The sequence below is a fragment of the Zobellia barbeyronii genome (assembly GCF_018603515.1).
GTDB lineage: Bacteria > Bacteroidota > Bacteroidia > Flavobacteriales > Flavobacteriaceae > Zobellia > Zobellia barbeyronii.
The window spans coordinates 391,965-415,960 of record NZ_JACATN010000004.1 but is presented as its reverse complement, the minus strand read 5'-3'; the positions used below and the strand labels follow the sequence as shown (position 1 = coordinate 415,960).

Here is a 23,996-nt window from a genome sequence, read left to right as displayed (position 1 = left end):
TTGGATAAAACGATAATGAAATGAAAACAAAATCAAACGTTCTTTTTGTACTGGTGTTAACCTTGTGTTCTGCCTACACCTTTGCTCAGCGCGGTGTTCGTATTGCTTACGTAGATATGGAATATATCTTAGAGAATGTAGACGAATATAGAGATGCTAACAAGCAGCTTGCTGATAAGGTCCAGAAATGGAAGATAGATATTGAGCAAAAGCAAAGTCAGCTTGAGCAAGTAAAGAAAGACTTAATGGCCGAGCGTGTGCTTTTGACCGATGAGTTGATTGCCGAGCGGGAAGAAGATATCCAGATTCTTGAAAAAGAAATGGTAGAATATCAACAAGACCGTTTTGGACCGCAGGGCGATTTAGTTTTGCAAAAGCGACGTCTGATTCAACCAATACAGGATCAAGTATTTAATGAGGTACAGAAAATAGGAACAAATAAGAAGTACGATTTTATTTTTGATAAATCTGCTGATGTTGTTATGTTGTACGCCGAAAATAGGCATGACATTAGTGATTTAGTACTCAGAGGAATTTCTAGGACTCGTAAAATAAGCAAACCTAAGAAAGACAGCAGAGATAAGTTTGATGATGAAGAGGCAGAAGATGAGATGAGCGATGCTCTAAAAGAAAGAAAAGAGAACGCGGAGAAAGCACAAGAAGCAAGAGAGAAAACAGTAGAAGAGAAGCGTGCTGAACAGTTGAAATTGAGGGAAGAGCGTAAGAAAGCGTATGAAGCCCGAAGAAAAAAGCTGTTAGAAGAGCGTGAAGCAAAGAGAAAAGAGAAGCTAGAAGAACGTCAAGATGACGAGCAGGATGAAGGAGAAACTGAAGAGTAAGACGGTTTACTGAACAAAGTCTCGCAATCATCTGCTAAATAGACATAATTTTAATACATTGCGGCGATTTGCTTAGCAAATGTGAAACGAGAAAAATACATTAACCAGAAATTAACACTCAATTATTTTAACTAGAATTATCATGAAACACTTAAAGAAAATAGCAGTAGCCTTAGTATTGTTTGTAGCCGCTACAGGTTTTGTTAACGCACAGAGTAAAGTAGCACACATAGATGTTACCCAATTATTAAGTGCAATGCCAGAGATGAAAACTGCAGAAGCAGAACTTAAAAAATTATCTGAAACTTACAATGCTGATATTGAAAGTTCAATGACCGAATTTCAGAACAAAGCTACTTTGTACCAAAATGAGGCTCCTTCAAAATCAAAAGAAGAGAACGAAAAAAGAGCAATAGAGCTTCAAGGTGTTCAAAAGAACATAGGTGAAGCACAACAAGCCGCACAAAGAGAGCTTCAGAAGAAGCAAGGAGAGCTTTTTGCTCCTATATCTGATAAAGCTAAAGCTGCTATTGAAAAAGTAGCTGCAGCACAAGGATACGATTATGTAATAGATGCTCAAGCCGGTGGTGGACTTATTGTAGCCAATGGTAAGAATCTATTAGTAGATGTAAAAAAAGAGTTAGGTATATAATACACCTGATTAACATATATAAAAAATGCCCGCTATTAAAGCGGGCATTTTTTGTTTACAAGATTTTGGTTTGATTATAAAAGCTTTCTTTTAATATTTCTCCAGCGTAGTTTTCTGATAAAGTCACCCTCGGCTTTTGTGACCAAGAAAGGCTCTTTCTCTTTTTTAGCTTCTAGATAGCCGTGCATATTATCTGAAAAAGCTTGCGGTTTTTGTTGCTTCACAGCCATTTTCAACGAAGCGATTATAGTTATTAATAATCCATATCGCATGGTGTACATCGCTTTTCCTTGAAGAAGTTTAGCTTTTTTGTTATAGGCGTTTCCCGTAGGTCTAAGGTGTTTTACTTTTAAAGCATCGTCAGTATAGATCTCATGACCATGGTATTGGGCAAGCAATTCGTCTACAGTATCCCATCCCATAGCGTTCCGTAATCCTCCAATAGCTTTGAAACATTTTTTGGTGTATGCTTTGAAAGCACCACGAACATGGTTTTTATCCATAGGGTGGTTTAATTTCCACTGCCCATCTTCAACCTGTTCGTAAATGAAACCTCCGGCAATACCTACTTTGGGTTGTCCTCTAAAAATATAAACAATTTTCTCAAAGTAATTATCGGGAAGAATTACATCTGCGTCTAGCTTTACAATAAAATCGTAATTCTCATCAAGAAGCTGTAATCCTTTGTTAAATGCGTTAATCACTTTACTACCGGGCATATGTTCGGTAGAAGATGTTGTGTTTAGCTTTTCAAAAATGGGACTGAGTGCTGCAAACTGGTCTATGATGACTTCTGTGTTGTCAGTAGAATTATCGTTCACTACAACGACTCTTTTGGGTTGTAGGGACTGCCTTAAGATAGAGTTTAAGGTGTCGGCCAAAAAGCCTTCTTCGTTATGAGCGGGAACGATTACATAATAGTGCATGGCCATAAAACGTTAATAGGGCAAAAGCTATGAAATTGAAATAATATTGTGTGTTTATTGTTCTTGTTTCCTTACCGCATAGATAATATAGTACCGTGGGGTAAAACTGCGCAATAGGGGGCGTATGCCTAGCTTTTTAACAGGGTTGGTCCATTTTGCTCTATCCTTTATTTCCCAACCAGCTTTTTCTAAAAGCCAGTCAAACTGCCAATCTTCAAATTCATGATAATGACGGTCCCATGGGTCGGTTTTACTGCGGTAGGCAGGGGCAAACCATAATTTTAGAGGAATGCTTGCAACTATCTTGTCTGCTTTTATTTCCCTAAGGGGGTTAAAAGGAGCTAGTAAGTGTTCAAAAATTTCAAATGCAGTAACTACTTTTGCGTTTGAGCTGGTTAAGGAAGAGTAGTCAATATCCAAATCTTCACCTTTAGTATTCTCTACGGAATACCCCTGTTCTTTCATGATTTTAGAAAACGGATTCTCTACACCGAGGTCTAAAATAGTTTCTTCGGGAGTAATATGTTTCTTTAGAAAATCTAGGGTATGCTGAAAACGTTTACTCGGATAGGTCTTCTCGTACATTTGAACAGGTTGCAAGTTTGATTGTCTGCGCTGTTACGGATTGAATTATACCCTGTATACCATGGCATTAATGTTCATACCCGCACCAACACTTGCAAAGATAACAACATCTCCCTTTTGAACGTCTTGATTTTCTATTTTTCCGTTAAGTACCAAATCGAAAAGAGTAGGTACTGTAGCTACTGAGCTGTTACCTAATTTACCAATGCTCATAGGCATGATATTCTCCGGAATTTCATGGTTGTAAAGACCGTAGAAACGTTTTACAATGGCTTCGTCCATCTTCTCATTCGCTTGGTGAATGAAGATTTTTTTGAGGTCCTTTATCGCAACTCCACTTTCGTCCAGACAATCTTTCATAGCTTGTGGTACGTGGGTAACGGCAAACTCGTAAATTTTACGACCGTACATTTTTATGTACTTGGTATCGTCTTTTTCTTTATTGTAAGATTTACCGAAGAATAAAAAATAAGCTTCTTCGTAAGCGTGTGTTGCACTTGCATGTGAAAGTATTTCACCAGCACCGTCAGTTTCTTCAATTATAGCTGCACCAGCACCATCTGAGTAAATCATAGAATCCCTGTCATGTGGGTCTACAATACGAGATAAAGTTTCTGCGCCAATAACAAGACACCTTTTTGCAATACCGCTTTTAATGAAAGCATTTGCCTGTATAGCTCCTTGAATCCATCCCGGACATCCGAAAATTAAATCATAGGCGACACAAGTGGGATTTTTTATGCGTAAATGTTGCTTTACCCTTGTAGCTAAGCTAGGTAGGCTGTCTCCTTGAATATTATTAGGAGAAACGTCTCCAAAATTATGAGCAAAAATGATGTAATCTATGGTCTCTTTATCTATTCCTGCATCGGTAATTGCTTTTTCTGCAGCAAGAAAGCCAATGTCAGAGGTATTCAGATTTTTTTCAACATAACGTCGTTCTTCAATTCCCGTAATTCCTTTGAATTTCTGGATGATAACGGCGTTGTCATGGGCAAATGGTGATCCGTCTGCATTTAAAAAATTATGACCTTCAAATTCGTCGTTAGGAACGACTAGCGATGGTATGTAACTTCCTGTTCCTGTAATTGCAATTGACATATTGTAATTTATTTTATCACTTTGCAAGGTAATGCATAACTAATTGAATGTTATGCATGCATAACAACTTTTACGATGTTCAAGACCTTTATCAAAATTAAGTGAAAAGAATACGGGCCTTTACATTTGAATGAAAAGGCCCGTATTCATTGGTGTTGTCGGTAATTATTCTGCCTCTGCGTAGGCTTCAATTGGTGCGCAGGTACATATTAAATTACGGTCTCCATAGGCGTCATCAACTCGTCTAACTGAAGGCCAAAATTTGTTTTCTTGAATGTACGAAAGCGGAAATGCTGCTTTTTGTCTGCTATATGGGAAATTCCATTCATCTGCAGTTAACATTTCTAGGGTATGTGGTGAATTTTTAAGCACATTATTATTGTCTTCTGTAGATGCATCGTTAATTTCTGCTCTGATGGATAACATAGCATCACAAAAACGGTCTAATTCGGTCAAACTTTCACTTTCCGTAGGTTCGATCATTAAGGTTCCTGCTACTGGAAAAGAAACCGTTGGTGCGTGAAAACCATAGTCCATTAACCTTTTTGCTATATCAGTAACTTCAATACCATTCTTTTTAAAAGGTCTACAATCAATAATCATCTCGTGTGCTGCACGTCCTTTTTCACCTGTATAAAGAACATCGTAGGCTCCGCTTAATTTGTGTTTGATATAATTCGCATTCAATATCGCTATTTCGGTGGAGTGTCTCAAACCTTGTTCTCCAAGCATTTTTATATAGCCATAAGAGATTAAGCAAACCAAGGAACTTCCCCATGGTGCCGCAGAAATTGCAGTAATGGCTTCATCACCACCTGTTTCAATGACAGGGTTACCTGGAAGAAATGGAACTAATTGCTCTGCAACACAAATTGGACCTACACCAGGGCCGCCACCACCGTGTGGTATGGCAAACGTTTTATGAAGGTTTAAGTGGCAAACGTCGGCACCAATAATTGCAGGATTTGTAAGACCTACTTGTGCGTTCATGTTAGCGCCGTCCATATATACTTGGCCGCCGTTATCATGAATCAGTTTTGTTATGTGTTTAATTGAAGACTCAAAAACACCGTGCGTAGAAGGGTAAGTAACCATTAAAGCAGCAAGATTTTCTGAATGCTTTAAAACTTTTTCTTCTAAATCGGATACGTCTATATTTCCTTTTTCATCGGTCTTGGTTACGACTACTTTCATGCCGGCCATTACAGCAGAGGCAGGATTGGTACCGTGTGCCGAAGCTGGAATGATGCACACATCTCTGTGTCCTTCATTTCGGGATTCGTGGTATGCTCTAATTACCATAAGGCCTGCGTACTCACCTTGTGCGCCCGAATTGGGTTGCAATGATGTTGCAGCAAAACCTGTTATTGTTGATAAATCTTTGGCCAATTCTTTCAACACAAACTGATATCCTTTAGCTTGTTCAATAGGTACAAACGGATGAATGTTAGCCCAACGCGCCATACTCAATGGTAGCATCTCTGAAGCGGCATTCAATTTCATTGTACATGAACCTAATGAAATCATAGAATGGTTCAATGAAAGGTCTTTGCGCTCTAGTTTCTTAATGTAACGCATCAGTTCTGTTTCTGAATGGTACATGTTAAATACTTCATTCTGTAAAAAAGAAGAGTGTCGCTGTATGCTTGGAGTTATTGCAGATTTAGATAAGAGACTTTCTGTTTCTTTAGTTTCTTTTCCAAGGGCCTCTGTGAAAATAGAGACAATTTGGTTAAGGTCTTGTAGCGATGTAGCTTCATTTACAGCAATGGAAATAGTTTCATTGTCAATATAAAGGAAGTTAACTCTGTTTTTCTCTGCTACTTTCCGAACGCTACCAGCATCCGCTTTCACGGTAATTGTGTCAAAATAAGAAGAATTGGTTTGATATAAGCCCAATTTTTCTAGCGCATCAGCTAAGGTTACTGCGGTACGGTGTACCTTATTTGCTATATACTTTAAGCCTTCTGGCCCATGATATACGGCATACATACCCGCCATGACGGCCAATAGCACTTGGGCTGTACAGATGTTTGAGGTAGCCTTATCTCTTTTAATATGTTGTTCTCTAGTCTGGAGTGCCATTCTAAGGGCAGTTTTGCCATCAGTATCTTTAGTGACGCCAATAATCCGACCGGGAATATTTCTTTTGTACGCTTCTTTTGTTGCGAAAAATGCAGCATGAGGACCTCCATAACCTAGAGGAATACCAAAGCGCTGTGTAGTACCTACAACAACATCAACACCAAATTCTCCCGGAGGAGTAAGAAGTACTAAACTTAGTATGTCTGCTGCAACAGCTACTTTAATATCATTTTCTTTGGCTTTGGAAACAAAATCTGCATAGTCGTTTACTTGACCATATTTTCCTGGGTATTGCAATAAAGCTCCGTAAAAATCTTGGGTGAAAGAGAATTCTTCATGGTTTCCTATAACTAACTCAATACCTAGTGGCGTTGAACGTGTCTTTAAAAGAGACAGTGTTTGTGGTAGTACTTCTTCGGAAACGAAGAACTTTAGAATACCGTTTTTCTTTTGTTCGCGGCTACGAACATCAAACAACATGGTCATGGCTTCTGCGGCAGCTGTACTTTCATCTAAAAGCGAAGCATTTGCCAATTCCATTCCCGTTAGGTCAGCTATAACAGTTTGAAAATTCAAAAGGGCTTCTAGTCTTCCTTGGGCAATTTCAGCTTGATAAGGAGTATATGCGGTGTACCAACCTGGGTTCTCTAGTATATTTCTTTTGATCACAGAAGGTGTCAAGCTTTCATGATATCCAAGACCAATATATGTGTGAAAAACTTCATTTTCTTCTGAAAGTTCTTGAATGTGGGCCAGAAATTTATGTTCGCTCATAGCGGCATTAAGCTGCAATGGTTGTTTTAGGCGAATATCGTTTGGAATGGTCTCATAAATGAGCTGCTCCAAGGAGTCTGTTCCTACAGTTTTGAGCATATGCTCTTGATTTTCTTCCCTGACGCCTATATGGCGCAAAGCAAATACGTCTGTCTTCATAGCTTAAAAATAAGTGCCGTAAAATTAGACATTTTATCCCTTAAAATTATCACATAATTGTTCCGTAGGATGAAAGTTTTTAACTAAAAACGGTGTTTATGAACAGTTTCGTTAGTTTTGTAGGATGAAGGCTATTAACCGTGTTTTTGATTTTTACCTTGATGCCTCTATACATGTTGCTTTTGCCGTTTATGCACTTGTACATGTAACTGATATTACATTGGGATACGGTGTAGACCAACATCTAGCTTGGTTTCTTTTTTTTGGATCTATTGCCTGTTACAATTTTGTAAAATATGGGGTAGAGGCAAAGAAGTATATTCTAGTAGCCAATAAATATCAAAAGAACATTCAATTTGTAAGCTTTATAGCCTTGGCCATTGCTTTATATCATGGTTGTTTTCTTAAGCTAGAAGTATGGATGGGTGTTGGTGGGCTTGTAGGTCTTACAGGGCTGTATGCTGTGCCGTTATTACCTCACGCAAAAAACCTTAGGAGTTGGGGAGGATTGAAAATTTTCATTGTTGCATTGGTATGGGCAGGGGCTACCGTCATTCTTCCTGTATTATCGGAAGTAGGACCTATGGAGAAAGATGTTTGGATAGAATGCGTACAGCGCTTTTTGTTCGTGCTGATTTTACTGATTCCCTTTGAGATTCGTGACTTGGCTTATGACAGTCCGGAATTAAAGACTTTGCCGCAACGTTATGGGATTGCTAATACTAAAATATTCGGATCGTTTTGTACACTCCCATTTTTCTTTCTAATTTTTATGAAAGACACTATTTCTATGTATGAAGCTATTGCTGGAGGTATTATGTTTTTGACCTTGGGAGCTTTGATGTTCGTTACAAAACGTCAGCAAAATAGATATTTTGCCTCTTTTTGGGTGGAAGGAATTTCTATTTTCTGGTGGACATTATTATTTGTCTTTGGAAAATTCTTTTAATTCATTTTATCTAAAATTTGCTTCATTTTCAACTTTTCCTGTTCGGTTAAGCTGTGAAGATCTGCCTTTTGGCATAGGGTCGTTAATTGAGTGTTCTCTTTAGTTGCTTTAGAACAAGTTTTACACATGAATAAGTGAAAACGCAATTTTAGTTTTTCCGTAAAAGTTGCTTCCCTGTATTGGGCTTTGTTGCAAATTATGGCGGCTTTGTCGCAAGAAATCATAGTTTAAAACCAATTTTGATTAAGGCAATCCATTAAAGCTGTTCTAGCTCTATGTATCATTACCCACAGGTTAGACGGATTAATATCGAGCTCATTACAAATATCTTCCGTACTAACTCCTTGAATAGTTTTCATAGTAAAGACCAAAGCTTGTTTTTTAGGTAGTTTGGCAATACAAGATTGAATAGCAAGTCCCAGTTCTTCGTTTTCTATATCGCTGTTTTCGAAGGAACTAAAAGGGTCGGCAACCTGTTCTTCTAACCAATCACCTTCGGCATCAGTTTGCGAACTATAGTTCATTCGCACTTCTGCTTTTCCTTTTTTAGAGTTGGTTTTTCTGTAATGGTCAATTACTTTTCGCTTTAAAATAGCGATTAACCACGTACGTTCGGCAGCATCTCCCTTGTAATTTTTGGCAGATTTTAAACCCGCCATAAAAGTTTCTTGAACAAGGTCTTTTGCTACTTCAGCATCGCTAATACGGCCTATTGCGTAGTTAAAAAGGTAATCTGCGTATAAGTCTACCCATTTATCGGGCATTAGTTGGTGTTCTGGCATACGTTTTTTGTCGTTATCAAAAGTAATGGAATTAGATTTAATGACCTTTAATTTTTTTTCATTCCCCGTAATATAATTTAACGCAGCCATAATTAGTATTTTTGATTAAACTTAAGACCTATGAAATTTTACTATTTGCTTGTTACCTTGTTTGTTGTAAACTTAGGTTGTGTTCAAAGTAAAGGAAAACATATCACAGAATTTTCACAGAATGATATAGATTCAGGGATTTTAGTCGATGTGCGTACTCCAGAAGAGTTCAGTGCCGGTCATTTAGATAATGCATTGAATATTAATTGGTTCGATACGGATTTTATTAAAAGTGTTGATACTATAGACAGGGCAAGACCTGTCTATGTGTATTGTAAAATGGGCGGGCGTAGTGCCAAAGCGGCGCATGTGTTAGATTCTCTTGGTTTTAGTAAGGTGGTTAATTTGGAAGGTGGCTACGATGCCTTTGTGGCAAATAAAAAGAATTAGAGTAATTTTTCTGCTATTTCTAACCAATTGTTTACCCGTTCAAAACCGGTTGTGTTTACGTTATGGGGTGATGTAAATAATAGTGACCTACCTTCAAAAGTTTCAAGATTATAACTACGATCGTCAATTAAAATATCTCCACGTAAGATGTGCTTGTTTCCGCATAGTATGCGGTTTTGCCATGGTATAAATGAAAAATGTTCATCTAGCCACTCAGATTTTTCTTCAAGTGAGTTTGGAAACTGCATTGCGGCACTTGCAATATATACTTCGTGTTTCTCGCTTAATTTCTTAAGTACGGCTTGGCCATCTGCAATGGGTTTGAGGTTACGAAAGAAACCTTTATTTCGTGCATGATCACGAACACTCTGTTGTCTGTCCACAGGAACTTTATGCCAAACTTCACTACCATGAAAAAAATCTAGTGTAAGTTGTTCGTTGTAGTCCTTATTATAAATTTCTATATGTTCTCCGTAGGTGTCTGCAATCACCTCGTCCATATCTACAAATATAACCATGATTTATTTTTTTTTTGCAAAGTTCAGAAAACCAAGTGAGATGATTAATGCAAACGGAAAAAATAGTAACAATTTAACCTATAAGTAGTCTTTTGGCTTTAGGGAATAAAAAAAGAGGGCGTCCCCACACCCTCTTTTAAACCGTTAAAAAAATTATTGATATAACCTTTTCAACCTACTTATGTTACGTAAATATATAAGAAATAACTTACAAAAACATAATCTTGGTATATTTTTTTAATTTTTTTCTATGAATTATATTTTGAAGGTTTTAATTCAATAAGCCGGCCCTTTCTAATAAGGCTTCTACCTTAGGTTCAGCACCTCTAAAACGCTTGTAAAGAACCATTGGATTTTCTGTACCACCTTTTGAAAGCACATTATCTTTGAACTTAGTAGCAACTTCTTTATTAAAAATACCCTTTTCTTTAAAATATGCGAAAGCATCCGCATCTAAAACTTCAGCCCATTTGTAGCTGTAGTATCCAGAAGAATACCCACCTTGAAAAATATGGGCAAAAGCGGTACTCATACAAGTTTCTGGTGTATCAGGATATAGAGTCGTGCCTTTGAAAGCTTCGGTTTCGTGCTGTTTTACGTTCTTAATGCTTGTTGGGTCAATTCCGTGCCAAGACATATCTAAAAGACCAAAACTCAGTTGGCGTAGCGTCTGCATGCCTTCTTGAAAAGTAGCAGATTCTTTAATTTTCTGAACTAATTCCATCGGAATCACTTTTCCAGTCTCGTAATGAGTAGCAAAAAGTTCTAGTGCTTCTTTTTCATAACACCAGTTTTCCATTACTTGGCTCGGTAGCTCTACAAAATCCCAAAAAACAGAAGTTCCTGAAAGGCTAGGGTAGGTGGTGTTAGCCAGCATACCATGCAATCCATGTCCAAATTCATGAAATAGGGTAGTTACCTCGTTAAAAGTTAAAAGAGAAGGCTTACTAGGTGTAGAACGGGTAAAATTACAAACATTGGATATGTGCGGACGTACATTTTCTCCGTTACGTTGGTATTGAGATTTGTAGGAAGTCATCCAAGCACCACCACGTTTTCCTTTTCTAGGGTGAAAATCTGCATAGAAAACAGAGATGAAGTTGTTGGAAGTATCGTAAACCTTATACGTTTTTACTTCTTCATTATATTTATCTATATCCGTAACTTCTTCAAAACGAAGGTCGAATAATTTCTCAGCTATTTTGAAAACACCTGAAATTACATTCTCTAGTTTAAAATAAGGTTTTAGTTTCTCGTCATCTAAATTGAACAGTTTTTGTTTCAGTTTTTCAGAATAATAACTACCGTCCCATTTTTCTAATCGGTCTATATGGTCTAATTCTTTTGCAAAATCTTCAAGTTGGGCAAATTCTTTTCCTGCAGCAGGCTTTGCTTTTTCTAATAACTCATTTAGAAACTTGTGTACCTTTTCTGGAGTTTCTGCCATGCGCTCTTCTAGAACAAAGTGTGCATGGGTCTTATAGCCCAATAAATTAGCACGTTCAAAGCGTAAATTGGCAATTTTAAGTACGTTTTCTTGGTTGTCAAGCTCATCATTATGAAAAGCCTTGCTGCCAAAAGCTAAAGACAACTCCTTACGCAGTTCGCGGTTTTTGGCATATTTCATAAAGGGTATGTAACTCGGGTAGTCTAAAGTTATAACCCAGCCCTCTTTCTCTTTTGATTTTGCCATTTGAGCAGCTGCCTCTTTCTCTCCTTCAGGTAGACCATCTAAATCACTTTCATTGGTCAAGTGCTTTTCGTACTTGTTGGTTTCAGCTAGTGTATTTTCGCCAAAGTTCAATTTTAATTTTGAAAGCTCTGAATCAATTTCACGAAGACGTTTCTTCTTGTCATCGTTTAGATTAGCACCGTTTCTACTGAAACTCTTGTATTTCTTGTCAAGCAAAGTGTGTTGCTCTATGGTAAGGTCTAAAGAATCTTTTTGGTCATAAACGGTTTTTATGCGTTTGAATAAAGCTTCGTTTAGCGTAATATCATTACTGAATTCAGAAAGCAAAGGGGAAATTTCCTGAGCTATCTTTTGAATTTCTTCATTGGTTTCGGCAGAATTTAGATTAAAGAAAACACTGGAAATTCGGTCCAACTGCTGACCTGTAAATTCCAATGCTTCAATGGTGTTCTCAAAAGAAGGCTCTGCCTTGTTAGCCGTTATTTGGTCTATTTCTGCTCTTGCATCTTTCATAGCTTGTAAAAAAGCAGGCTTAAAATGTGCATTTTCTATTTTAGAAAATGGAGCAGTATCAAAAGGTGTCAATAATGGATTCATATGACGTAAGTTTTTTTAGGTTTAAGATTGTATGGGGTTGTTCTTAGACTTTATCCAAGTATTAATAAGGTCTAGTATGAGTGCAAGGCCAGCTAAAAGAAAAGATAATGCAGCTCCGGTTACAAAAGCAAAGTTCCGATCGGCTCCGCTCATTACTTTATCTCTAACAAATCTGTATTGGTCTGTATATTCCTTAAGGCCTATGCTGCCATCTGCATTAAGGTCAAAAGTGCTTAGTTGCATTTCATAGTATTTCCAACGAAAGAAAACCAGAACAAGTATCAACACATACATAGAGAAGAAGAATAAAGCGCTTCTCCAGAGACTTTTTAAATAAGGATTATTGATTCTTCGCTCAATAAAAGCTAAAACAATAATAGCCAATACACCAATTATAAAACCTATAAGTGAAGGGTAATTCATGAATTGTAATTTTTGATGACCTATATATTACTTCTTGCCACTGACGGATTTTGCACCCTCTATTACTTTTTGTTTTAGGCCTTCTTTATATAGAATAATTTTATCAAGAACACATTTGTCCGAGCTTCCTATAATCTGTGCCGCCAATATACCGGCATTTTTTGCTCCGTTCAGGGCTACCGTAGCTACGGGAACGCCACCGGGCATTTGAAGAATGGATAAGATAGAATCCCAACCATCTATAGAATTGCTACTTTTTACGGGAACACCAATTACTGGTAAAGGAGACATAGATGCTACCATTCCAGGAAGGTGAGCTGCGCCACCGGCACCGGCAATAATAACGGTATAACCATTGGTATGTGCATTTTTACTAAAATCAAAAAGTTTTTCAGGAGTTCTGTGAGCTGATACGATATCTACATCAACTTCAATATCAAATCCCTTTAAAATGTCTATGGCGTCTTGCATTACGGGCATATCACTAGTGCTGCCCATTACTACTGCTACTTTACTCATATGATTATTTGCTTATCACTTTAATAGTTTCCTTTACTTGCTGCGCAATTTTGCGAGCTTCGGAAATAGATTCGTTTACTATAGTTACATGACCCATTTTTCTAAAAGGACGGGTTTGTTTTTTGCCGTAAATATGAGGAGTTACTCCTTCCATTCCTAAAATTTCGGACATATTTTCATAGATAACCTCTCCTGTATAACCTTCGGCACCCACTAAATTTACCATAATACCGGCAACCTTACTTTTAGTATCACCTAATGGAAGGTCTAAAATGGCACGAAGATGTTGCTCAAACTGGTTGGTGTAACTTGCTTCAATACTATAATGGCCACTGTTGTGGGGTCTTGGAGCAACTTCGTTAACTATGATTTGATCATCTTTAGTCTGGAAAAGTTCTACGGCCAAAAGGCCAACATGCTGTATTTTCTCTGAAACCTTCAAAGCTATTTCTTGTGCTTTTTGGGCAACGGCATCACTAATTCTAGCAGGACAGATAACATATTCTACTTGATTGGCTTCCGGGTGAAATTCCATTTCTACCACGGGATAAGTTTTCACTTCACCACTTACACTGCGGGTAACGATAACGGCAAGTTCATTTTTAAAGTCGATCATCTTTTCTGCAATACATTCACCTGCAGGAAGTTCGTTTAAATCTTCAATCTTACGAACAACTTTAACTCCTTGTCCGTCATAACCAAATTGTGCTGCTTTCCAAATAAAAGGGAAATCTAAAGCTCCGTTAGAGATACTATCTTTTATTTCACTTTTATAGGCAAATCGCTGAAAATCTGCCGTTGGTATGTTGTTATCCACATAAAAAAGCTTCTGTTTTGCTTTGTTCTGGATGATTCTAAGAGCTTTGGTTTGTGGAAAAACCATTAGACCTTCATCTTCCAGTTTTTCTAAGGCATCCACATTTACGTTTTCAATTTCAATGGTAAGCACATCTACTTGCTTCCCAAAATTGTATACGGCATCAAAATCCATCAGGTCTCCCAATATAAATTCATTGCAGGCTATTTTTGAAGGAGCTTCTGGCGAAGAGTCCATAACTACGGTGTGAATATCAAATTTACGAGTTTCGTAAAGGAGCATTTTACCAAGCTGGCCACCGCCTAAAATTCCCAATTTAAACTGTGAAGAAAAGTACTCCGATGAATTATCTGTAGACATGCAATTGATTTTGAACTGATGCAAAAATACATCGAATTCTTAAAACGCAAGGCGTGTGCTTAAAAAAGCAAAATCAAAGTGGTATATTAGCCGTTCTTTAAAAATGCGATGTGATAAAGCTACACGATAAACATTTTAAGCCGTTCTTGAGCGAAGCGCAAATAAAAGCAGCCGTAAAAAAAGTTGCCGATCAAGTTGCCGCTGATTATAAGGATGAAACACCAATTTTTGTGGGGGTTCTTAATGGGTCGTTTATGTTCGTATCAGATTTTCTGAAGGAATATCAACACCCTTGCGAAGTTTCTTTTGTGAAATTAAGTTCCTATCAAGGTTTGACTTCTACAGGTATAGTAGAAACTCTCTTAGATGTTTCTGAGGATATAGAAGGCCGTAGTGTTATTATTCTTGAAGATATCATAGATACGGGCCGTACGCTCAAAAAATTAATACATCTTTTTTCAAAGGCTAACGTTAAGGAATTTAAGGTTGCAAGTCTTTTTTATAAGTCTGAAATATACAATGGTGAGTATACCATTGATTACGTAGGTATTGATATACCTGATAAATTTATTGTGGGATACGGTCTGGATTATAATGAGTTAGGCCGAAACCTTAAGGAAGTTTACCAATTAAACCAAAAACATATGATTAATCTCGTGCTTTTCGGGAAACCGGGTGCCGGAAAAGGAACCCAAGCTGATTTTTTAAAGGATAAGTACAACCTGAAACACATTTCTACCGGAGATCTTTTTCGTTATAACATGAAAAACGATACTGAACTGGGACAATTGGCTAAATCATACATTGATCGTGGCGATTTGGTTCCTGATGAAGTAACTATAAAGATGTTGCAAGATGCGGTTGAGAAAAACCCAGATGCAAGCGGATTCATTTTTGACGGTTTTCCTCGTACAACTGCTCAAGCAAAAGCTTTAGATGCTTTCTTGACCACAAAAGAGATGAAAATAGATGCAACTATCGCTTTAGAAGCAAATGACGAAGTTCTTATTCAGCGTTTGTTAGAAAGAGGCAAGGTAAGTGGCCGTAGCGATGATCAAGACGAATCTAAGATACGTAATCGTTTTGATGAGTATAATGAGAAAACAGCGCCTTTAAAAGATTTTTATGAGGCTCAGAATAAATTCCATAGTGTAAATGGTATTGGCGCCATAGATGAAATAACACATCGTTTGGCTAAGGTTATCGAGGAGCTTTAGTTCTCTTTCGGTTTCTAATAGTATATTAAGGAGAGTTGAACAGGTCTAAACAGATGATTAGGCATGTTTCAACTCTCTTTTTGGCTTTATAAGGCTAACTTCTAAATGCATAGCTTGTTTAAGCTTCATGCGAAATGCGTATTTTTGCGCAAATGTTGACTGTCGTCAATGTATAATTGAGAATATTTTATGACTGAGGGTAATTTTGTAGACTACGTTAGGATTAATGCGGAATCTGGTAAAGGAGGAAAAGGCTCTGTGCATTTGCATAGGGAAAAGTTCATTACCAAAGGTGGTCCCGATGGTGGAGATGGCGGTCGTGGAGGTCATATTATCTTACGTGGAAATAATAATTTATGGACGCTTGTAACCTTTAAGTTCAAAAAGCATTTTAAGTCAGGTCACGGCGGACACGGTAGTAAATCCCGTAGTTCTGGTGCAGATGGCGAAGATGTATATTTAGATGTTCCATTAGGTACTGTGGTAAAAGATTCTGAAACAGCAGAAGTGTTGTTCGAAATTACGGAACATGGAGAAGAGCGGGTTTTGGCAGAAGGCGGAATGGGTGGTAGAGGTAACTGGCATTTTAAGACCAGTACCAATCAAACTCCAAGATACGCGCAACCTGGTATGCCTGGAGCGGAAGTAGAAGTGGTTCTTGAATTAAAATTATTGGCAGATGTTGGTCTTGTAGGCTTTCCTAATGCTGGTAAATCTACTTTATTATCAGTTATTACATCAGCAAAACCAAAAATTGCGGCTTACGAATTTACAACCCTGAAACCTAACTTGGGAATTGTAGAACATCGGAACTTTCAGAGTTTCGTAATGGCAGATATTCCTGGAATTATAGAAGGTGCTGCAGAAGGAAAAGGGTTAGGTCATTACTTTTTAAGACATATAGAGCGTAATTCTACTCTCTTATTTTTAATACCTGCGGATAGTAAGGACATTGGTAAAGAGTACCAAATTTTACTTGGTGAGCTAAGAAGGTACAACCCTGAATTGTTGGACAAGGAACGTTTAATAGCCATTTCTAAAAGCGATATGTTAGATCAGGAGCTTATGGATGAAATGCGCATAGAACTAGACAAAGATTTGGATAGCACGCCGTATATATTTATTTCTTCTGTAGCGCAACAAGGTATCATGGAATTGAAAGATAAGCTCTGGGCTATGTTGAATAGTTAGGAGGGACTGGTTGGTTGTTAAATTCGGCCCGATTATAATTCCTTAAATTTACTTTAAAACGAGACTATGAAGAATGTATTTACTTTGGTGTTGGTTTTGTGTTTGGCCTCGTGCAATACGATTAGGGTGAACTATGATTATGATAAGGGAACCGATTTCACCAATTACAGTACTTACAATTATTACCCTGATATGAATACAGGCCTTAGTGAGCTTGATACCAAACGTTTGTTGCATGCCGTTAATGCTGAAATGCAAGCAAAAGGTATTCGTTTTTCTGAAGATCCTGATTTTTTTATCAATATAGATAGTGAGTCTTTTGAAGTCGCTAGCAATAATACCGTTGGCCTTGGCCTTGGTGGAACTGGACGTAGTGTAGGGGGAGGAGTTTCCGTAGGTATACCAGTAGGGCAACCAAAACTGGAACGCGAAATCCGGTTTGATTTTGTTGATGCCAAAAAGGATGAACTCTTTTGGCAAGGTCAAGGGCAAAGCAATTTCAAAGAAAATGTTTCCCCTGAAGCACGCGAGGAAAAATTACATGCACTAGCTGCAAAGGTTTTCTCTAAATATCCTCCTAAAAAATAGTACAGCAGATAGTTTATCTCTTTGTTTTAGAAGGTATGGCTTAGTAGTATTTGAAACTTTCCTGTGTAGATACTATATTATTCCATATTTTCGAACATTCTTTAAAAACCATTAGGCCTTATCTATTCTTCATATAGACTGGTTAGAGCCCATGTTATAAAGGATATTTTTCTACCCCCGATCTTGAACTTTAACGCAAATGTCCCCAATGCTAAAGCTAGCGCTTTATTATATTGATAACCATAAAATTGAAGTGGTTCACACATTCTTTGGAAAAGAAAAAATTCTATTGGATGGTAGAACTGTTTCTAAAAAATTAACTGAAGTTGGTTCAGAACACACCTTCACTATTGGTGAAAATAGATATTGGATCGCGCAACGTGAGGTTTCTAAAGGCGAGAAGCTTAACAGGTTTGAAATCCGTAAAAATGGTTCGCCTATCTCTTTGGTTAATATTTTATCACAGAAATCTTCTAATCAGATGATTTTAATCGTTATTCTTTGTGGTCTAGGCACCGGTTTTATTTTGGGTGTTATTATCTACAAATTAATTTGGCCCACAGTTAGTTTGTAGACGCTCCTTTCTACAAAATACATCCTAATCACCAACCTTCACCCGAACACCTTCAGAATGACTTGAAAACTCTGGTGCATACATGCTCTGTATTGTGGTAATACCATTACTGAATTCACCAGCGTTGTTTACCCTTAAGGCATATTCAAAGACATAGACTCCTTTAGGTAGATAGTCAAAAAAGAAGTTGGTGCTGGCATCCTTTGTACTTTCATAGTAACCCAAACCATCTTGCCATTTGTAATTGGAAATTACATTTACGGGTTCAAAACCAGCTGCTCGCATATCTTTCATATGAACAAATTCCATATCACGGTCGGAACGGAGTTCTATGCGGACCCGAATTAAGTCGCCTACTTTTAATGGTGTTGCGTTAGTGACTTCAGAAATTTTCTCACCGGTATCCGTATTCTTTTTTAAGAACAAACTTTTCTTGAGTTGAAGAGGTGTCTTTGCCGATGTTATTTTATCTAAATCCTCAAAATATTGCCAGTAAAGAGCTCCCCAGGCAATACCATTACCTTTTTTGCTCAGTTGAACCTCTGCCATATTCGGCTTTATTTCATAGGTATTCCATGAAGTTTTGAAATAACCTGTTCCTGCTTCAGTTTTTACATTTTCTAGCTTCTCAGGGTTTATTTCAGCACCTCCTAAAGTGACGTTTACGGCATCGGTCACTGAAAGCCAATCGCTACCTTGCAATAACAAAGCGTATACTGCTTCAGATGTAGATTTTGTGGTAGACCATTGGTTGGTCTGCTTATGCTTTAAGAGCCAAATTTTAAGATTATCAACGGTTTTAGTGTCGTTTTCTATTTCCCCAAAAGCTTCTATTAAAAGCGCTTGTGTTTCAATAGGTGCCTGATACCAATACCATGAAGCTGTATTTTCTTTCCAGTACATGCCCAGTTCTTCAGAAACGATACTATTCTCTTTTAAAGACTTTAAAATTTTCTTAGAAGTTGAAGTATCTCCCGTTCTGTTTAAGGTTAAAGCCAACATACCTTTGGTATAGAGTCCTTTCTTAGTCCAGTATTTTTTAGCTTGACCAAGATAGTAATCCGTAATTTTATCGACTTCCTTTGAGGTTTTTATATCCTTGAAGAAACTCCGCATATATAAATAATGAATTTGCATTTGGCTCAAATGGTCATTATTAAGGTTTGAAGCGTGCTTCTTCATTTGCTTGTATTCCTCAACAAACTCCGCGTCTAAATACGCAATAGCTTTTTCGGTTATTATTTTGATAGAGGATTTACTTTCTATAGTTACAGAGGACACGTTCAATTGTTTTAGGTGCCCTATGCCAGTTGTAATATGTTGGGTGATGAATCTGTTGTCAGGTCCTCCGTTGAACCAAGCCCATGCACCTGAGTTTTTCTGGTTGTTCTTTAGCTTATTAAGTGCGCGAGTTTCCTCGTTTTTCATTTTATTTAAGTCAAACAACAGGGCAATTCGTTTTTTCTGTTCGGTTTCAGATTGTGCATCTCTGAGCCAAGGAGTTTCCTGAATTAATAGCGACTTTAGTTCTTCGTTCTTTTCAAGATTACTAAGCAAAGCATCCGAGTTAGCCCATTGGTCAAATACAGCTTTTATTCTTTCATTTGAATTTGCAATATGACTTGCCAAGCTGTTGGCGTAGTATCGGGAAAACGTTTGCTCATTACAATCATAAGGATACTCCATAAGATAGGGGAGTGCCTGTACAGCATACCATGCAGGATTTGAAGTAATCTCTAAAGTTAGCTTATGATTTTTTAGCGTAGTTGAGGTGTTATCTTTTAATTTATCCAGAACAAATGTTTTGGTCTGGTTACTCCGCACCCACATGGGTAGGGTTTCTGTCACCAACATGCGGTTAGTCAAGACAGGTAGCACGTTTTGTTCGCCATCACTGAAATCCCCTGCTTTTGCTGTTACCGTATATTGAACGGCTTGTAAATTTTCAGGTATCTTCAATTGCCACGAAACTTGGGTATTTCTTAAAGAATCTACTGTAAACGAATTTTGCTTTTTTGAATCAATTAATTGTTCTGAAATATCCTTCCCAGAAATAACATCAACAAGAATAAGTTTAGCTTGTCCGGATAATTGTTTATCCGTGAGGTTGGCAATTTTAGTGCTAATGGTTATTTCATCTCCTTCACGAAGAAAACGAGGTGCGTTGGGCATCACCATTAATTCTTTTTGTGTTACGGTTCCAAGGGGTCTTACGGAACTTTGCGAAGATTTTGTATGAGCTAGTAATTGCAATTTCCATTTTGTAAGCGCTTCTGGAGTAGTGAAGTTAAAAGAAACGTTACCCTCTTTATCTGTTCTTAATTCAGGAAAGAAAAATGCGGTTTCTTGAAGGTTTTTACGAATTTGTACAGTTTCGGGGTCATTCTCACTGTTAGATTTGTCTTCAGCAGGATTTATAGGGGCCATCTCCCTTTCTTCAGAAACATTAGAAGATGTAATTACGACTTCATCCAGACTAGCGCCATCATTTTCCATCATGCTCATAGGAGCTGCTCCGTTTTTGGCCATTCTTTTTAGGCTATTTCTGTAATTATTGATGTAACCAAAATGCAGTCCAAACCAGTTGAACGAGTCATACCCTTGTGGTGTATAATTATAGTTCTCTTTGCTAAGATGCGTTCTAAATGAATTTGTTCCAAAACTAGTGCGTGCACTAGCGTAAATGGAGGAGTAATAGGAACTTCGTGCAAGCGGATAAAAATTCCAATAGTGTGGTTTAAAAGAGTCCAGAGAGGCATCGTACATGCTGGCCAATAACTCTGCCGAAGCCTTTTCACCTTGTGGTCCTTTTATTTTAAACGACCAAGTCTCATCGGTTCCTGGTTGTAATTTGTCTCTAAAAGTGGTGGTTTCAATTTCGAGCTGGGTTTCAGGATAGGGAACGGAAATAGAAATCGTTCCTGAATCAAATGAATTATAGGCAGAATAGGTGTAGTTAATGGCAAAACCACCCAAATCATTTTCGGTTACCGGAACCGTAAAAGATTTTGAATTTTGATTTAGATGTATTTTATGTATGTCTATAATTTCTTGCTCCTTTTCAATAAAGACTGTCACGGTAAGGTCTTCTGAGTTTGAGTAAAAAGTAACTTCTACTTTGTCTCCAACACTATACTCGGTTTTGTTTGTTTTGACTTCAAACAAGCGGTTGTCCGGCAATTTCTTATCGTTGTCACTAATAAGCGTGGTTATAGCTTTTTCTGTGACCGCTTGTCCAAACTTATCTTTGGTCTCGAGTTCTATTATATATTTTCCTGACACCCAGTTTTTAAGGTTTTTTGGGTTGAATTTTTTAGACTTTTCCGTATCAAAATTCGTCTGCCAGACCAATTTGCCTTTCTCCCAATTAACAGCATTATCTTCTTTGTTATATGCTTCATGGGGAAATAGGTTACTGTATTCTTCTTGGTTCCAATTTTTGTAATCTGGCGCGGGCCATGCTCTTTGTCGCAGAACTTGTTTTGGAGCCTGTAATTTGTACATTTTCAATGTCCCTTTAGAAGGCACAGACTGTCCATTAAGATTGGTAGTGGAAATTTGTATTTTATCCTCATTCTTGTCTTTGTTCCATTGCTCAGAAACTGATATATTGGCAATGACGGAATGATAACCTACGGATACAAAAGTAGTGGTACTATGGGTTTCTCCGTTGATGTCGGTTACATCTGCCGTAACTTCATAGTTGAAAGTTGGTAGGTTTTCTTTAGATAGACTAGTATCTGGTAAAGCCTTAAAAGAGATGTTATAATTACCCGAAGCGTCCGTGGTGGTTTCTCCATGGGCTATTTCTTGAGGAGTCTGATTATAATAGGGCATGCGCCAGTAGTACCAACGGGGGAAGTAGACGGCTCTTTTTACACGGTAGCTCACTTTGGCATCGGTAATTTTACTTCCGGCATAAGCCGAAGCAATGCCTGTTACGGTAATGCTATCATTTACTTTATACGTTTCGTTTACAGGTTCAAAAGAGGTTTCGAATTTAGGGCGTTTGTATTCCTCAACAGAGATATACTGCGTTTTATTGGCAGTCCCTGATAATGCATCTACTTCAATAAAAAATTCTCCAGTAAGTCCAGAACTTGGTAATATAAACTCCCCGTTAAAAGAACCAAATTCATTTGTGGTAAATTCAAGTTCAGTTATTTCTTGGCCATTCACATCATAAAGAGCAGCGGATACAGATTCATCGGCCACTACCTTAGACTTTTCTTCAAAAGTTTCCATGAGGATTCCTTTAAAGTATACCGGTTGACCAGGTCTGTAAATACTTCGGTCAGTAAACAGGAAAAGTTGGTTTGAAATGGTATTAAGCCTGTTTGTCTCTCGTCTTCCGTTTACATAATACTCTCCAAAGAAAGCTTTCTCGCCATTATGATTAACCTCAATTTTTACATCGTTCCAATTCTCAGTTGTTAGCGGTATGGTTACAAACCCCATTTTGTCTGTACGCTCTTTTTTAGTCAGATAGGGTTTGTTATAGTTTTTTAGATAAGTAAAGGTCAAATCGGCCCCGGAAATAGGTTTTCCTGTGGTTCTGTTAATGATTTGGTATCGTTGTTCTGAGTTGCCATTGGTTTCTACCAAGGCCATGTCAGTTACTTGAATCTGACTAAAGGCAAAGCTTTCTTTATTACCCTTTTCAGGGGAAGCCAAGATAATATATTGTCCATTTTCTAAAGCCGGAAGAAGTACCTCAATACCATGTTGTTGATAATCTTTTTCGTTTTTAAGCGAAGCCGACCAACTTTTAACTTGTTTCAGTTTTTCTATAAAAGTTAATTGCTTTTCTGGAGGGTAGAGACGTTCTAATTCTTTAATTTCATTGCTATTGACAGCATATGCAGTCAGTTGTAATGAGGATTGATTTTTGTAGTTTACCAACAGTTTTGACGGCTGATTCACGGCAATGTGTTGTTCCGTAATTATGGAAAGACTAGGCGTAAGGATTTGTAGACGGAGTGATTTACATTTTTCCGCTCCCATACTGTCAGGGAATCTGGCAATTACCTCATCACATAATGCTAGGGCTTCTTTACTTTTCCAACGTGTCTCTTCTTTCGTGTCAGGTTGGTACGTTTGCCCTTGTGCATGGTATAGTTGTGCCAATTCATAACTATACAAAGCAGAAATCTGGTTGTGCTTTAGATGTTCGGCAGAATTCTTTAAGGTTTCCTCGTAATACGTTTCTTTGTTTTCAAAAGTGGCATTTTGGTAAACGAAGTTTAATCGTTCAATATCGGCCATTACCAAAGGTTCTAACTTAGGTTCATCAAAATGAAATTGAATTAGCCCTTGGTATACATTAAGTGCTTTGGCTTGTAGAGAAGTATCATCATTGGTACTTAAGTCATGATGCGCAAATTGATAGGCTTCGCAGATGGTCTCAGGATCGCTTATTTCATATTTATCGGCTGGGCGCGTAATAGCGGTTTCGTTGGTTTTATAAAACTGAAGTGCCGTGTGGGCGAGTATGTCATAAAGAGTAGGGCGGAAGGTCTCTGAGCCTTTTTGTTGGTTTAATAATTCTTCTAACCCTTGTAAATTAGTTTGCTGAAGCTCTTTTTTGTTTTCTAAGGATGCCTGAAAATGGGTGTCTATTTCATGAAATAATGTAGTAAGGTCCCAAGTTCTAAAATCAACACTGTCTACTTTAGATTCTGTGGTAGACCGGTTATAAAACTGATATCTATTTTGCTGAAAATATTGCCAGTGGAGATTGGCTAAATAACTTTCTAAAATATTTTTTGTTGGAAATCCTGCTTTTTCTATTTCTGATTTAAACCGATTAATAATGTTCAATTGCGCATCTTCCTCCAAGATTATCGCATATTTTGAAACAAATAGTAACGCTTTTACAACCTGTTCAGAATTGTTCTCTTTTTCCGCTTTTGCTGAAATGGTCTCCACCAGTTCTAAAGCTGATTTAGTCAATTCTTCGCTCTCTAATTTTTGTACCTTTTTCCAAAGTGCTTTATAGGAGTCTCCGCTATCCTGTGCGGGTAACATTTGCGAAAAAAGGATTACAGTGAATATGAGGGATAATCTTTTCATAGTATAAAATTATAGAACAAAACTGAGCAAAATGGATGCCAATAAAAACTATAAATGAGTGAGCGGTCCTACTCGGTTAGGAAACAGGATTTCTG

19 protein-coding genes are annotated in these 23,996 nt (G+C 37.6%); 8 read left to right on the top strand and 11 right to left on the bottom strand.

Annotated features, from left to right (window positions below; genetic code table 11):
• Nucleotides 1–20 precede the first annotated feature (20 nt).
• Complete coding sequence (locus HW347_RS14315; RefSeq protein WP_214612467.1) at nucleotides 21–839, top strand: OmpH family outer membrane protein; 819 nt, start codon at nucleotides 21–23, stop codon at nucleotides 837–839.
• 142 nt (nucleotides 840–981) lie between these two features.
• On the top strand, nucleotides 982–1,491 hold the full coding sequence (locus HW347_RS14310) for an OmpH family outer membrane protein (protein WP_214612466.1): 510 nt from the start codon (nucleotides 982–984) through the stop codon (nucleotides 1,489–1,491).
• A 74-nt stretch (nucleotides 1,492–1,565) separates the two neighbouring features.
• On the opposite strand, the gene HW347_RS14305 is transcribed toward HW347_RS14310, so the two are convergent.
• The 4 genes from HW347_RS14305 to gcvP form a co-directional block, all read right to left on the bottom strand.
• Entirely contained in the window at nucleotides 1,566–2,417 is an 852-nt protein-coding gene (locus tag HW347_RS14305; protein WP_214612465.1) for a glycosyltransferase, read from the bottom strand.
• Nucleotides 2,418–2,471: 54 nt separating this feature from the next.
• Nucleotides 2,472–3,002 carry a methyltransferase gene (locus tag HW347_RS14300; RefSeq protein WP_214612464.1) on the bottom strand — a complete coding sequence of 177 codons (531 nt, stop codon included), beginning with the start codon at nucleotides 3,000–3,002 and terminating at the stop codon, nucleotides 2,472–2,474.
• 45 nt (nucleotides 3,003–3,047) lie between these two features.
• Nucleotides 3,048–4,103 (bottom strand): 3-oxoacyl-ACP synthase III family protein, encoded by a 1,056-nt coding sequence (locus tag HW347_RS14295; RefSeq protein ID WP_214612463.1) that lies wholly within the window; start codon nucleotides 4,101–4,103, stop codon nucleotides 3,048–3,050.
• Between the two features lie 165 nt (nucleotides 4,104–4,268).
• Nucleotides 4,269–7,121 carry an aminomethyl-transferring glycine dehydrogenase gene (gcvP, locus tag HW347_RS14290; protein WP_214612462.1) on the bottom strand — a complete coding sequence of 951 codons (2,853 nt, stop codon included), beginning with the start codon at nucleotides 7,119–7,121 and terminating at the stop codon, nucleotides 4,269–4,271.
• A gap of 124 nt (nucleotides 7,122–7,245) precedes the next feature.
• On the opposite strand from gcvP, the gene HW347_RS14285 reads away from it, so the two are divergent.
• Complete coding sequence (locus HW347_RS14285) at nucleotides 7,246–8,070, top strand: UbiA prenyltransferase family protein (RefSeq protein WP_214612461.1); 825 nt, start codon at nucleotides 7,246–7,248, stop codon at nucleotides 8,068–8,070.
• A gap of 227 nt (nucleotides 8,071–8,297) precedes the next feature.
• Here the strand turns inward: HW347_RS14285 and HW347_RS14280 are convergent, their stop codons facing one another.
• On the bottom strand, nucleotides 8,298–8,852 hold the full coding sequence (locus HW347_RS14280; protein WP_155595533.1) for a sigma-70 family RNA polymerase sigma factor: 555 nt from the start codon (nucleotides 8,850–8,852) through the stop codon (nucleotides 8,298–8,300).
• A gap of 120 nt (nucleotides 8,853–8,972) precedes the next feature.
• Between HW347_RS14280 and HW347_RS14275 the strand changes: the two genes are divergently transcribed.
• Nucleotides 8,973–9,332, top strand: coding sequence for a rhodanese-like domain-containing protein (locus HW347_RS14275; protein ID WP_214612460.1), 360 nt, complete (start codon nucleotides 8,973–8,975; stop codon nucleotides 9,330–9,332).
• Here HW347_RS14275 and HW347_RS14270 read toward each other — a convergent pair.
• From HW347_RS14270 to HW347_RS14250, 5 genes are all read right to left on the bottom strand, one after another.
• Nucleotides 9,329–9,850, bottom strand: a complete 522-nt coding sequence (locus HW347_RS14270) for a 5' nucleotidase, NT5C type (RefSeq protein ID WP_214612459.1) — start codon at nucleotides 9,848–9,850, stop codon at nucleotides 9,329–9,331. The genes HW347_RS14275 and HW347_RS14270 overlap by 4 nt on opposite strands.
• A 271-nt stretch (nucleotides 9,851–10,121) precedes the next feature.
• On the bottom strand, nucleotides 10,122–12,140 hold the full coding sequence (locus tag HW347_RS14265; RefSeq protein WP_214612458.1) for a M3 family metallopeptidase: 2,019 nt from the start codon (nucleotides 12,138–12,140) through the stop codon (nucleotides 10,122–10,124).
• A gap of 21 nt (nucleotides 12,141–12,161) precedes the next feature.
• Nucleotides 12,162–12,563 (bottom strand): hypothetical protein, encoded by a 402-nt coding sequence (locus HW347_RS14260; protein ID WP_155594728.1) that lies wholly within the window; start codon nucleotides 12,561–12,563, stop codon nucleotides 12,162–12,164.
• Between the two features lie 27 nt (nucleotides 12,564–12,590).
• Nucleotides 12,591–13,082: a 5-(carboxyamino)imidazole ribonucleotide mutase gene (purE, locus tag HW347_RS14255; RefSeq protein WP_214612457.1), complete on the bottom strand. Its 492-nt coding sequence runs from the start codon at nucleotides 13,080–13,082 to the stop codon at nucleotides 12,591–12,593.
• A gap of 4 nt (nucleotides 13,083–13,086) precedes the next feature.
• Nucleotides 13,087–14,259 carry a 5-(carboxyamino)imidazole ribonucleotide synthase gene (locus tag HW347_RS14250; protein WP_214612456.1) on the bottom strand — a complete coding sequence of 391 codons (1,173 nt, stop codon included), beginning with the start codon at nucleotides 14,257–14,259 and terminating at the stop codon, nucleotides 13,087–13,089.
• 110 nt (nucleotides 14,260–14,369) lie between these two features.
• On the opposite strand from HW347_RS14250, the gene HW347_RS14245 reads away from it, so the two are divergent.
• The 4 genes from HW347_RS14245 (at nucleotide 14,370) to HW347_RS14230 (ending at nucleotide 17,829) form a co-directional block, all read left to right on the top strand.
• Nucleotides 14,370–15,476: an adenylate kinase gene (locus tag HW347_RS14245; RefSeq protein ID WP_214612455.1), complete on the top strand. Its 1,107-nt coding sequence runs from the start codon at nucleotides 14,370–14,372 to the stop codon at nucleotides 15,474–15,476.
• 189 nt (nucleotides 15,477–15,665) lie between these two features.
• Nucleotides 15,666–16,667, top strand: coding sequence for a GTPase ObgE (obgE, locus tag HW347_RS14240; protein WP_214612454.1), 1,002 nt, complete (start codon nucleotides 15,666–15,668; stop codon nucleotides 16,665–16,667).
• A gap of 66 nt (nucleotides 16,668–16,733) precedes the next feature.
• A complete protein-coding gene (locus HW347_RS14235; RefSeq protein WP_214612453.1) occupies nucleotides 16,734–17,255 on the top strand; it encodes a DUF4136 domain-containing protein in 522 nt (173 codons plus the stop codon).
• 199 nt (nucleotides 17,256–17,454) lie between these two features.
• Nucleotides 17,455–17,829: a hypothetical protein gene (locus tag HW347_RS14230; RefSeq protein WP_214612452.1), complete on the top strand. Its 375-nt coding sequence runs from the start codon at nucleotides 17,455–17,457 to the stop codon at nucleotides 17,827–17,829.
• A gap of 24 nt (nucleotides 17,830–17,853) precedes the next feature.
• On the opposite strand, the gene HW347_RS14225 is transcribed toward HW347_RS14230, so the two are convergent.
• Nucleotides 17,854–23,901, bottom strand: coding sequence for an alpha-2-macroglobulin family protein (locus HW347_RS14225; protein ID WP_214612451.1), 6,048 nt, complete (start codon nucleotides 23,899–23,901; stop codon nucleotides 17,854–17,856).
• Nucleotides 23,902–23,996: the final 95 nt, after the last annotated feature.